The 12,038-nt window shown below is 42.0% G+C and carries 9 protein-coding genes and 1 pseudogene; 4 read left to right on the top strand and 6 right to left on the bottom strand.

Annotated features, from left to right (window positions below; all coding sequences use genetic code 11):
* Positions 1 to 47: 47 nt before the first annotated feature.
* The 4 genes from nadD to leuS are packed head-to-tail and all read right to left on the bottom strand — an operon-like array spanning position 48 to position 4,812.
* Complete coding sequence (gene nadD / locus PAT01_RS05765; protein ID WP_138684564.1) at positions 48 to 683, bottom strand: nicotinate-nucleotide adenylyltransferase; 636 nt, start codon at positions 681 to 683, stop codon at positions 48 to 50.
* A gap of 11 nt (positions 684 to 694) precedes the next feature.
* Positions 695 to 1,732 carry a DNA polymerase III subunit delta gene (holA, locus tag PAT01_RS05760; RefSeq protein ID WP_004585921.1) on the bottom strand — a complete coding sequence of 346 codons (1,038 nt, stop codon included), beginning with the start codon at positions 1,730 to 1,732 and terminating at the stop codon, positions 695 to 697.
* Entirely contained in the window at positions 1,732 to 2,223 is a 492-nt protein-coding gene (locus tag PAT01_RS05755) for an LPS-assembly lipoprotein LptE (RefSeq protein ID WP_024033758.1), read from the bottom strand. The genes holA and PAT01_RS05755 overlap by 1 nt, the downstream gene beginning before the upstream one ends.
* Positions 2,224 to 4,812, bottom strand: coding sequence for a leucine--tRNA ligase (leuS, locus tag PAT01_RS05750; protein WP_154945137.1), 2,589 nt, complete (start codon positions 4,810 to 4,812; stop codon positions 2,224 to 2,226).
* Positions 4,813 to 4,986: 174 nt separating this feature from the next.
* On the opposite strand from leuS, the gene PAT01_RS05745 reads away from it, so the two are divergent.
* The 3 genes from PAT01_RS05745 (at position 4,987) to PAT01_RS05735 (ending at position 8,423) form a co-directional block, all read left to right on the top strand.
* Entirely contained in the window at positions 4,987 to 5,445 is a 459-nt protein-coding gene (locus PAT01_RS05745) for a zinc ribbon-containing protein (RefSeq protein WP_004585924.1), read from the top strand.
* A 77-nt stretch (positions 5,446 to 5,522) separates the two neighbouring features.
* Positions 5,523 to 7,946 (top strand): Lon protease family protein, encoded by a 2,424-nt coding sequence (locus PAT01_RS05740; RefSeq protein ID WP_248462482.1) that lies wholly within the window; start codon positions 5,523 to 5,525, stop codon positions 7,944 to 7,946.
* A complete protein-coding gene (locus PAT01_RS05735; protein WP_154945133.1) occupies positions 7,947 to 8,423 on the top strand; it encodes a BamJ family beta-barrel-assembly machinery protein in 477 nt (158 codons plus the stop codon).
* 147 nt (positions 8,424 to 8,570) lie between these two features.
* On the opposite strand, the gene PAT01_RS05730 is transcribed toward PAT01_RS05735, so the two are convergent.
* Positions 8,571 to 9,023, bottom strand: a complete 453-nt coding sequence (locus PAT01_RS05730; RefSeq protein WP_029772176.1) for a DUF302 domain-containing protein — start codon at positions 9,021 to 9,023, stop codon at positions 8,571 to 8,573.
* Positions 9,024 to 9,465: 442 nt separating this feature from the next.
* Between PAT01_RS05730 and PAT01_RS05725 the strand changes: the two genes are divergently transcribed.
* Positions 9,466 to 11,601, top strand: a complete 2,136-nt coding sequence (locus PAT01_RS05725) for a TonB-dependent siderophore receptor (protein WP_138579779.1) — start codon at positions 9,466 to 9,468, stop codon at positions 11,599 to 11,601.
* A 29-nt stretch (positions 11,602 to 11,630) separates the two neighbouring features.
* On the opposite strand, the pseudogene PAT01_RS05720 reads toward PAT01_RS05725, so the two are convergent.
* Positions 11,631 to 11,990, bottom strand: a pseudogene (locus PAT01_RS05720) (mechanosensitive ion channel family protein); the annotation flags it as partial.
* Positions 11,991 to 12,038: the final 48 nt, after the last annotated feature.

The raw sequence follows: 12,038 nt of genomic DNA, 5'->3' as shown, positions 1-12,038 counted from the left end.
TCTCAATTTTAAATTTAATAGCGTGCATTTTAACATGCTAGGGGGTTTTAATCATCACTTTGATAAAGCTGGTGTTGCTTAATGTAGTGACTGACAGGTTCGGGTAATAGTTCATTATTTTTATTGGTTTTTTTTAATTGCTCTCGAATAGTGCTTGAGGCAGCATCAAGGGTTTCACCAGGTAAAAAATAAAGCTTACCAAAGTTGTGTGTGGCAAGTTGCTGTAGCGCTTCAGTGTGGGCATTACTAATATAGCTGTTAAGCGCCTTATTTGGGTTACATGTTTGCCCCGGGCGATGATAAACCACTATATGGCATAGCTGTGTAATTGCTTGCCATTCATACCATTTGTTGAGGTTATTAAACGAGTCCATGCCCATTAAAAAAAGAATTGGCGTATCTGGGTGCTCAGCTCTTAGCTCTTGTAAACTCAACAATGAGTAAGAAGGCCCAGTACGATTAAGCTCTCTTAAATCAAGTGCAAAATGAGGGTAAGGGGCAATAGCGGCATTGAGCATATTAATACGGTGCGCTGTACTTATACCTGGCGCAGCTTTGTGCGCGGGAAGTGCACAGGGCATAAAGTACAACGTGGATAAGTTAAATGTATTTACACACTGTGAGGCCATATTTAGGTGGCCTAAATGCACGGGGTCGAAGGTGCCGCCAAAAATTGCAATCATGTTAAAAATCTTTAGTTAAGTGCGTGGCAAGGCATTGGAATATCAAGCGGCTGGCAAAACTTAATACAAATATGCGCAAGCGCTTGGTAAGGCGCAATTAAGTTACCTTGTTTGTAGCTTGAATCAAACAGTGCAAGCTCACTGCTTATTTGCTCAAGGGTATTAATATTTAAGCGGTTAATCGCATTTTGCACTGGGCCTTGCTGGTTTTTCCAAATACCATTTTTTTTAAATAACTGTGCGATAGGCTCGCCATTTAAAAGCCCTTGCTGAATAGTGAGCAAACTGGTGAGTTCTTTATTTATAGCCCATAAAATACTCACCACTTCGGTGTTATCGCTGGCCAGTTTATTAAGTACCTTAATTGCTTGCTTGGCGTGGCCATTTAATAGGGCATCACTTAAGTCAAAAATATCAAACTTGGCTTGATTTAATAGCCCTTGCATCACAAGTTGCTGGGTTATTAAGGCATTACCATGCAGTAGCGAGAGCTTTTCGAGCTCCTGAAAACACGCTAATAAATTGCCTTCGGTAGCGTTAATTAAGCTCAGTTTTGCTTCGTTTTGCATATTTAGAGAAAGGCGCGCTACTTGTTCATCTAACCAGCGTTTTAAATGATTCCCTGCAAGCGGGTAGCACGGTACAAATACACCGTGTTTATCGAGCGCTTTAAACCAGGCGCCACGTTGTACGTCTTGGCTGGCTTTAGCCCCTTTTACGATTAAAATGGTATCAGGGTTAATTAACTCGACTATTTTTTTAAAGGTATTACTTCCTGGGGTGCCAGGTTTTTGTTGGTTTAAATCAAGCTCAATTATAGTGCGCGCACTAAACAAAGACATGCTTTGATATTGAGCTATAATTTCTTGCCAATCAAACCCTTGCATTAGGGTAAATTTAATTACCTCATCAAAGCCTTGGGCTTTTGCCGTGTCGCGTATTTGCTGCACACATTGCGCTTCTTGAAACGGTTCTTCACCAAACACTAAATAAAAGGGTTTTAAACCTTTATTTAATTCACTCGGTAACTGATTAGCATAACAGCGCATTATAGTTGCGACAGCTCTCTAACAATACGACCACTGGCTTGCTTACGAATTTCGCTAATAAGCAGCTCAAGCTCTTTTGCTTTTGCAAGTGCGTGATCGGGGTCGTCTTGGTAGTTACGATAAAGCTCAAAGCGTTTTTCTATGGCTTTTTCGCCTGGGCGTTTAACAACATAGCTTACCCCGTAGGCAAGCTCGTATTCAGCCACCTGACCATTTTGAAACAACGACAAGGTTTGGCGCTCAATGCTTTCTTTGCGTAAGTAAAGCTGGGCAACATTTTTAGCCGAAGGCGTCAGTTCTACGTTACTGGCTTTAAGCTCTTTTTTAAGGTTTAAAAATAACGATGATTTTTCATCATCACCTTTAAGTGTAAGCGTTTTAAGGTTATCGGGCAGGCTAGAGGCTTTCTTTAAATGAAAGCCACAGCTAGATAACACAAAACACATTAGCACTAAGGCTAATGTGTTTTTAAGGGTGTTAAAGCTAACCATTTAGTTAGCTACCACGTTAAGTAGTTTACCCGGTACGTAAATAATTTTACGAATGGTTGCGCCATCAGTAAATTTAGTTACGTTAGACTCAGCAAACGCAAGTGCTTCTACCTGCTCTTGTGTTGCATCGGCCGCTACAGTTAGCTTAGCGCGTAGTTTGCCATTTACTTGGACGATGATTAATTTTTCATCTTCAACAAGGGCAGACTCGTCAACTTTAGGCCATGCTGCATCTAAAATGTCACCCTCTTTACCAAGCTCTTGCCATAACTGGTGCGATAAATGCGGCGTAATTGGCGCAAGCATAATAAGTAGGGCTTCTAATGCTTCGTTAGCAATAGCAACATCTTGCTTATCGTTTAACGGCGCTTTTAATAACTTATTAGAGAGCTCCATAATGGCAGCAATTGCAGTGTTAAACGTTTGACGACGTTCAATATCATCGCTCACTTTTGCAATGGCTTTGTGTAGTTCACGACGCAGTACTTTTTGTGGGTTACTAAGCGCTGATTTATCAAGTGCTTGGTAGCCAACTGTTTTCACATCTACTGCGTATTTCCAAATACGTTTTAAGAAGCGGTGCGCGCCTTCTACGCCTGAGTCTGACCATTCAAGCGTTTGCTCTGGTGGTGCGGTAAACATCATAAATAAACGCACAGTATCTGCACCGTATTGGGCAATTACTTCTTGTGGGTCTATACCGTTGTTTTTAGACTTAGACATTTTGCTCATGCCCGATGAGAACACAGGTTCACCATCTTCTTTGTGCCATGCTTTAGTTACGCGGCCTTTTTCGTCAGTTTCGGTATTTACATCGCTTGGCGAAATCCATACGTCACCGCCTTTTTCATCTTTACGGTAGAACGTTTCGGCAAGTACCATGCCCTGACAAAGTAAGCGATCGAATGGCTCGTCTGAATTTACTAAACCAAAGTCACGTAATAACTTATGGAAAAAACGCGAATACAATAAGTGTAAAATAGCGTGCTCAATACCACCTATGTATTGGTTTACTGGTAACCAGTAGTTAGCTGCTGCTGGGTCAAGCATACCTTCGTCGTGACGCGGGCTACAGTAACGTGCGTAGTACCAAGACGACTCCATAAAGGTGTCAAAGGTATCTGTTTCGTGTGTTGCTGGTACGCCATTTACCGTTGCTTTTGCCCATTCTGGGTCTGCTTTGATTGGCGAAGTAACGCCATTCATAACTACATCTTCTGGTAAACGTACTGGCAGCATTTCTTCGGTGGCGGCTAATTCGTTACCGTTTTCGTCGCTCAGCATTGGGATTGGTGAACCCCAGTAACGCTGGCGGCTAACACCCCAGTCACGTAAGCGGAAGTTAACTTTACGCTCACCCACACCCAGTGCTTCTAGTTTGTCGGCAATAGCGTTAAATGCGCCTTCAAAATCAAGGCCATCAAATTCGCCAGAATTAACTAACACGCCTTTTTCAGTGAATACTTCTTCTTTTAAATTTACTTCAAGCTCTGAGCCTTCAACCGGTGCAATTACTTGTTTTATGTCTAGGCCGTATGCTGTGGCAAATTCATAGTCGCGTTGGTCGTGTGCAGGTACTGCCATCACCGCGCCTGAGCCGTAATGCATTAATACAAAGTTAGCAACCCAAATTGGTACTTGCTCGCCCGTTAATGGGTGAGTCGCGTAAAAGCCTGTTGCAATGCCTTTTTTCTCCATAGTAGCCATGTCTGCTTCGGCAACTTTGGTGTTTTTGCATTCTTCAACAAACATTGCAATTGCATCGCTGTTTTTAGCGGCTTCTTGCGCAATAGGGTGGCCACCGGCAACGGCTAGGTAAGTTACACCCATAAATGTATCTGGACGTGTAGTGTATACGCTAAACTTTTCGTTGTTGTCGGTACGCGTAAACTCAATGTCTAACCCTTCAGAGCGACCAATCCAGTTACGCTGCATGGTTTTAACTTGCTCAGGCCAGTCTTCTAACTTGTCTAAGTCATCTAAAAGCTCTTGTGCGTAGTCAGTAATTTTAATAAACCACTGTGGAATTTCTTTTTGCTCAACCACTGCACCAGAGCGCCATCCGCGGCCATCTATAACTTGCTCGTTAGCAAGTACAGTTTGATCAACTGGATCCCAGTTAACCGTTGACATTTTTTTGTACACTAAGCCTTTTTCGTACAACTTAGTGAAAAACCATTGTTCCCATTTGTAGTATTCTGGGTGACACGTGGCTATTTCACGATCCCAGTCGTAACCAAAGCCTAATTGCTTAAGTTGGTTACGCATGTAATCAATGTTTTCGTATGTCCACTTAGCTGGCGCTGTTTTGTTTTTGATAGCGGCGTTTTCTGCAGGTAAACCAAACGCATCCCAACCCATTGGTTGCATTACGTTTTTGCCTTGCAGGCGCTGGAAACGAGAAACAACATCACCAATGGTGTAATTACGCACATGACCCATATGCAGTCGGCCACTTGGGTATGGGAACATAGAAAGACAGTAATACTTTTCTTTGCTCTCATCTTCGGTGACTTTAAATACCTGGTTTTCTTCCCAGTAACTTTGGACTTTTGACTCTATGTCTTGCGGGTTATATTGCTCTTGCATCTATGATTCCAGACTTCTTGCAAACTAATAAAAAATTGCCGATAGGATACCCCAAATAAAAGCCTAATCACAGCGTATAAGCACGGTTTTGTTAAAATCTCACTTTCAGTGCAGGTTAACCTATACTTATCTATGTTAAAGGCCAACACGCCCTTGATTTTGATGGAGTATAAAATGGCAGATTATAAAACATGGCTTAGCGATTTAACTAATTGGTTAAAAGATGTAAAAGATCACGAAGTAAAAGATGCAATGACCCGATTTGTTGAATCTGAGCAAGCACTTAAAGACCTAGGCAAAGAAAAATACGGACTCTATAAAAGTTATTTGCAGCGCGACATAGAACACGTTCAAGAAAACGAATCGCACTATAATTCGCTTGCATGGCAAGAGCTTAAAGAGTCGTTATGGTATGAGCTTTCACACATAGAGGACAAAACCCAGCTTGAATGGCAGTCCCTTAGCCAAGATTTTAAGCACAATGGGATGTATCACGCAGGCGAATGGATAGCCATGGGCACATTAGTATGTAAGAATTGCACCCATAGTTTTGATATTTATCACGCTACACAAATTACACCGTGCATTGAATGTGATGGTATTTATTTTAGCCGTAAGGCATTACAACCCTAAATATATGTATTAAGTGGCTTGTAGGCCACTTAATACGCCCAAAGCCAGCGAGTATGTTGGTACAAAAAGAAGTTAGAATGACGAAAAAACTGCTGCCATTATCTGTTTCACAGCTCGCACCGAGCATTTCTACTAATCACGTTAGCACGTGTATGAGCAATCCATACCCAGAGCAACTTACCTTTATAGGCCAACAACGCGCTCAAAGTGCGCTCGACTTTTCACTTGGGATGGAGCTGCCAGGCTACAATGTTTATGTAATGGGTGAGGCCGCGCATGGCCGATTTACACTCGTAAAAGACAAACTTAAACAACACGCAAAAGATCGCCCCACACCTAACGAGTGGTTGTATGTTAATAATTACGACGACCACCGCGAGCCAATTGCGCTATTTATGCAAGCAGGGCAAAGCAAGCAGTTAAGTGACGACATAGACTCATTTTTAGATGAAGTACTCGACACCTTTCCGGCAGCGTTTGATAACCCAGCTTATCAGCGCAAAAAAAAGTCAATCGAGAGCGAATTTAACGACGCTTACGACAGCGCTATTACCGCAGTAGAAGAAATGGCGCTTGAGCAAAGCGTAGCGCTAATAGAAGAGAAAAACGCCGTAGGTTTTGCGCCTTTAGTTGAAGGCAGGCAGTTAAGCGATAACGAATTTGCCGCCCTAGATGAAGAGCTTCGTGATGAGTTTTTTGAAAAAATAGAAAAACTAGAAGATGCCTTAATTGAAGCGCTGATTGAGCTGCCTCGCTGGAAACGCGAATCAAAAGAAAAACAGCGTAATCTAAAAAAGGCCACAGCCGAGCAAGCTACAAAGCCATTATTAAAAGACTTAGAGCATAAATACGCTGCCCATATTGGAGTGCTGCGCTACTTAAAAGACATTCGCGTAGAAATAATTGATGCAGTACTTGAGTGGCTAGACGATGAAGATGAAAGCGAAGAAAGCAAAGAAGATTTTGACCGTAAAGGCATGCTTACCGACTTTTTTGCGCCTAACATTTTAGTTGAATTTAAAGAAGACGATGCCGCACCTGTGGTGTATGAGCCAAACCCAACCTTTGGCAATATATTTGGCAAAATTGAGTATTCAACATCGCAAGGCTCGCTTATAACCAGTTACCGCTCTATACAGCCTGGTGCATTGCACCGTGCAAATGGCGGTTACTTAATTATGGATGCCGAAAAAGTGATGGCCAACCCGCAAGTGTGGGATGGCTTAAAGCTTTCGCTTAAAACGCACCAAATTAAAAACGACCTACCATATCAAGACAGCTCAGTAGGCAGCAGCTTTACACTGCGTCCGCAATTAATTCCTCTTGATGTAAAAATTATTTTATTAGGCTCGCGCGATTTGTATTACACCATAGGTGAGTACGATGAAGAATTTGCAGAGCTGTTTAGAGTACTTGCCGACTTTGATTACTATTTACCAAGTAGCGATAAGCTTCAGTACCAATTTATTACTAAAGTGAGTGAGTACTGCCAGCAAACGTTAAAGTGCACAACCACAGAGGCCGCCATGGTGCGGTTACTTAAATTTAGCTACCGCCAAGCAGAGCACCATAATAAATTATCGGCGCGCTTTGCCGATGTGCTTGAGCTGGTGGCTGAGGCCAGCTTTTACGCCAAGCAAGATAAGCAAACACTGATTGATGCGCATCATATTGATGAAGCCATTGAAGGTAAGCAGTACCGCACCGGCCAAATAAGCGAAAATATGCTAAGCGATATAAAAGAAGGACACACGCTTATTGCCACACAAGGTCAAGCCATTGGTAAAGTAAACGGCTTAACAGTGTTGCACATTGGCGATACGTCGTTTGGTACACCCGCGCGTATTACCGCCACCGTATACGCCGGCGCCGATGGTGTAATAGATGTTGAGCGTGAAGCCGAGCTAGGTAAAGCAATTCACTCAAAAGGTGTAATGCTACTTACCGGTTATTTAGGCAACAAATACGCCCAGCACTTTAGCTTAACGCTAAGTGCTAACATAGCTATAGAGCAAAGCTACGGGTATATAGATGGCGATAGCGCCTCACTTGCTGAGTTATGTGCGCTTATATCGGCCATTACTAGTTTGCCTATTAGCCAGTCTATTGCCCTTACTGGCTCTATTAACCAACACGGTGATGTGCAAGCCATTGGCGGTGTAAACGAAAAAATAGAAGGCTTTTTTAAGCTGTGTAAAATGCGCGGCTTAACAGGCGAGCAGGGCGTTATTATTCCTAAATCTAACCAAGTTAACTTAGTACTTGATGATGAAATACTTGAAGCGGTTGAGCGCGGTAAATTTAATATTTACGCAGTAGAAACTGTAGACCAAGCACTTAACTTATTAATGGATATTGATGCCGGCGATATTATTGACGGCGAATACCCAGAGGATTCTGTTAACGGTATTGCTTTAGCACGCTTAAAAGACATAGCCGACATAGTTAATGGCGATAGCGAAGAAGATAAAGAAGCCGAAGAAGATGAGGAAAAACACTAAATGATCAATATAATTTTAGCGGTGATCATCGCTATATTTTGTTTTTTAATTTTTCAAAATAGTAAAAAAGCAAAGCAACAAGCTGGCATTAACGCGCAAATTGAAGCCGACTACCTTGTCGCTAACGCAAAAGTAGAGGGCGTAATAGAAACCGCCTCAGGCTTACAGTACAAAGTGCTGCACAAAGGCGAAAGCGAAAATACACCTAACCCTACTAGTAAAGTAAACGTGCATTACCACGGCACGTTAATAGATGGCACCGTATTTGACAGCTCAGTAGAGCGTAAAACGCCAATAAGCTTTGGTTTAAATCAGTTTATTAAAGGCTGGACCGAAGGCTTACAACTTATGAGCCCAGGCGATAAGTACATATTTTATGTACCGCACCAATTAGCCTACGGCGAAAAGCGAGCGGGCAGTATTCCACCTGCATCACTGCTTATTTTTGAAGTAGAGCTTTTGGCTATTGAGTCTTAATACACGCGTAAAAAAGTGTTATTAACTTTATAAAAAACCCGTTAGCTAACGGGTTTTTTATTGCGTGTTTTTTTAAGTTATTTAAGTTATTTAATATTAAAACCAATTCGCTTAATTAAGTATTACTGCGGTTTGGTATAACTTTAATTATTTGGCCACCGCTGCCATAGAAAGCTTATTAAGCACCACAGCTATTTTATTAAGTACTTCTTCGCAGCCTTTTATATTGTGGCGTTCTTGTAAATAAGTGGGGCTGTTATAGGTAAGCCAAACTTGGCCATTGTTGTCTTGAGATATATGTACTTTTTGCGGTAAATCTATTGCCACACTTTGCTGGCACTGCATTAACGGTGTGCCTACCTTTGGGTTACCAAAAATAATCACTTCACTAGGGGCCAATTCCATATCAACATTTTGAGCGTTTTTTTGATGATCTACCCGTGCAAAAATGGTTATCCCTTTGTTACTGGCTATTTTTTCAAAACGGTTAGCCGTTTCTTGAACAGAATAATTACTTTGAAAACGTACTAAGCTGTCATTCGCACTCGCCACGGCCGTGGCCGAGAGTAAAATAACCCCTAAAAATAGTCGGTTTAACATGGTTTGCTCCTCATAAAAAAGCTGATACCAATTCGCTTAATTAAGTGGTTTATTTTGAGGCTGGAAAAACGTGTTTATAGCTAGGCAAAAAATTCGCTATTTAGTCGTTCTCGGCAATTGCCCTAACTTCTGCATCCATGCAGTCGTAAATGAGCATTTTTTAACGCAAGTAGCGACACGTTTAGCCCCACAAAATGATTAAGTATTAATGCGAATTGCTATTATAAAGCGTATGAAAAATACACACTATCTGAGTTCCTTATTTGGTTCAACACTGCGCAAAGGGAATATGTATAAAACGTGAGCATAAAAGCCTTTAAGTACCTATTTTAGTTGCGATTAATTCGAAAAATAAGGATGAATATGAAATTATTTGCATTGCATATAGTAATGATAGTCGTTATCATTCGCGGCGTTTTATACACCTCTTTTCAGGATCAACATGTTTAACCAAAAATACTTGGCGCTTAGTATTGCTGCGTCTTTTTCTGCTTTTTCTAATGTGGCACTTGCCGAGCAAAATAACGAAATCGAAACAATAGAAGTAACAGGCCGCGCTCAGCAGTTTTACCTAGAAACCGAAAGTAAAATTGGGACTAAAACGGATTTAGATCTTATTAAATTACCGCAATCTGCGCAGGTATTAACCGAGCAGCTTATTATTGACCAAGCCGCGCGCGATATTACCGATTTATACCGCTCAATAGCCGGAGTAAGTGAGTACAGTTATTCAGGCGTTACTTTTCGCGGATTTAGAGACGATGCCAATGTATTTTATGATGGCGTACGTGGCGATCCGTACTCGGGCTTTGGTGTACCCCAATTATTTAATGTAGCGCGTGTAGAAGTATTAAAAGGCCCAGCCTCTGCGTTATATGGTGGTGGTGAGCCAGGCGGTATGATCAACTACGTGACTAAAAAGCCTTCGTACATGCAAAGCAAAGAGCTAAAGCTAACGCTTGGCAATTACAACACACATGGCGCCTCACTTGATATGACCGGCGGTTTAACCGACACCATGGCGTATCGTGTAGGTGGTTATTACGAGGAGCAAGACAGCTTTCGTAATAATGCAGATTCAAAAAACAGTGAGTTTACCGCTGGTTTATTATTTGATTTAACCGATTCAACCACACTAACCACCACTGTTGATTACATTAAGCAAGACTTAGGCGGTAACCGTTTACGTGGTGTACCGGTAGACGACAATGGCAACTTTTTAGTTGACCCTAGTTACAACGCAAATGAAGCATTTGACTACCAAGACATGGAAGCGTTAGTGCTGCAAGCCGAGCTAAAGCATTACTTTAATGATGATTTTTCTGTAAGTAGCACACTGCGTTACATGGATAACGAACGCGACCAAGCCTACCATGAGTCGCAAAGCTGGGTAGATGTAAACGGCGATGGTGAAGCAAACATTGATGACGAAACCATTAAACGCGAATACCGAAAGCAATACCGCGCCAACGAAGAAACAAGCTTAACCACCGACTTTGTTTATAGCTTTGAGCAGGGCCAATTAGCACACCAAGTATTATTTGGTGGCGACTACCACATAGTCGATACCGAGTACGATTACTTACGCGCCCGTTATGAAGCGGACGGCGTGGCTAACTTAAACATATTTGACTTAAATTACGGCGAAACCGACCCAAGTACTTATAACCTTACCGACATGAACCGCGATGGTGTTGAAACCGACCGTTTTGGACTATACGTACAAGATGTTGTAAGCATTAACGAGCAATGGACCGTGATTGCCGGCCTGCGTTACGATTATTTTAAAGAGCTAAATAAAGAAACCGGTTACAGTTATTCAGATAACGATGTAACACCGCGCGTGGCCGTTACATACCAACCTGTTGAAAATACCTCGTTATACATAAACTACTCAGAAAGCTTTAACCCAGCATCGTCGGGTGACCAAGAAGATGTAGAAGGCGAGGGCAACTTAACGCCAGAAACCGGTAAACAAACCGAAATTGGTATGAAAAACCAATGGCTAGATGGCAAAATTATGAGCACCTTTGCTATTTACCAAATTAATAAAGAAAACGTAGTAATGAGTAACCCAGACGACACGGGCGCGGGTGACGGCATTGCAGCACTTTTAAATATTGGTGAGGTAGAAAGCCGCGGATTTGAAACAACGCTGGTGGGCGATTTAACCGAGCACTGGACGCTAACAGCTAACTACGCCTACAACGATACACTAGTTGTTGAAGGTGTAACCGGCGATACTATTTCAAGCACCTACGGTGATGGCTCTCGCTTTGCTAATGCGCCGCGCCACCAAGCTGGTTTATGGTCGCGTTTTGCGCTTGATAGCATCGACTCGTCTATAGCATTTGGCGCAAATTACGTAAGCGAGCAAATAAGCCAAGATGGCCAAAAAGTTAAACCCTTTACTGTATTTGATATGAGCTGGACTACGCGCTTTGACGATGTGTTATTAAGCGTAAATATTAATAATATATTTGATAAAGAATACGCAGTAAGTGGCTTTAGTGAGCGTAACGGTCATTTCCCGGGCAGCCCACGAGAAATAGTAGGCCAAGTAACCTATAAATTTTAAAGCAATTTAAGCGCGAGCTTATCTCGCGCTTATTTTTTATCGCTATTCAAATTAGCGGCTTCTTGCGCTGTGTTAATAGCTGTAATAGGGAAGGGGATCACAATTCCTTCTTGGTTATAGCGTTTATGTAGCGCTTTAATAAAAGCAGATTTAACCCAAAACCGATTAAAGTACTCTTTTGCGCGCAGCATTACGGTAAAATTAATGCTTGAGTTATCAAAGGTGTGATACACCACAAAGGTATTGTAATCATCAACCCCCCATTCATGGTCAATCAGTACTTGGCGCGCAACTTCTAGCGTTACTTGCTCTACAAATTCTAGGTCTGAGCTGTAGTGAACGCTTACATCAACAGGTACGCTCAGTTCTTTTTCGGGGTGAAAGTAATTAGGGCGTGTTGAACTTTGCGGATTGAAATTTGTTCAATCTAGGGGCGA

Source organism: Pseudoalteromonas atlantica, from assembly GCA_007988745.1.
GTDB lineage: Bacteria > Pseudomonadota > Gammaproteobacteria > Enterobacterales > Alteromonadaceae > Pseudoalteromonas > Pseudoalteromonas atlantica.
Note: the sequence above shows the minus strand (reverse complement) of the source record. Positions and strands in the feature narration are given on the sequence as shown.

Coding starts and splice junctions, on each gene's coding strand:
- nadD (WP_138684564.1), bottom strand. CDS start 683: ATGATTGCAATTTTTGGCGGCACCTTCGACCCCGTGCATTTAGGCCAC.
- holA (WP_004585921.1), bottom strand. CDS start 1,732: ATGCGCTGTTATGCTAATCAGTTACCGAGTGAATTAAATAAAGGTTTA.
- PAT01_RS05755 (WP_024033758.1), bottom strand. CDS start 2,223: ATGGTTAGCTTTAACACCCTTAAAAACACATTAGCCTTAGTGCTAATG.
- leuS (WP_154945137.1), bottom strand. CDS start 4,812: ATGCAAGAGCAATATAACCCGCAAGACATAGAGTCAAAAGTCCAAAGT.
- PAT01_RS05745 (WP_004585924.1), top strand. CDS start 4,987: ATGGCAGATTATAAAACATGGCTTAGCGATTTAACTAATTGGTTAAAA.
- PAT01_RS05740 (WP_248462482.1), top strand. CDS start 5,523: ATGACGAAAAAACTGCTGCCATTATCTGTTTCACAGCTCGCACCGAGC.
- PAT01_RS05735 (WP_154945133.1), top strand. CDS start 7,947: ATGATCAATATAATTTTAGCGGTGATCATCGCTATATTTTGTTTTTTA.
- PAT01_RS05730 (WP_029772176.1), bottom strand. CDS start 9,023: ATGTTAAACCGACTATTTTTAGGGGTTATTTTACTCTCGGCCACGGCC.
- PAT01_RS05725 (WP_138579779.1), top strand. CDS start 9,466: ATGTTTAACCAAAAATACTTGGCGCTTAGTATTGCTGCGTCTTTTTCT.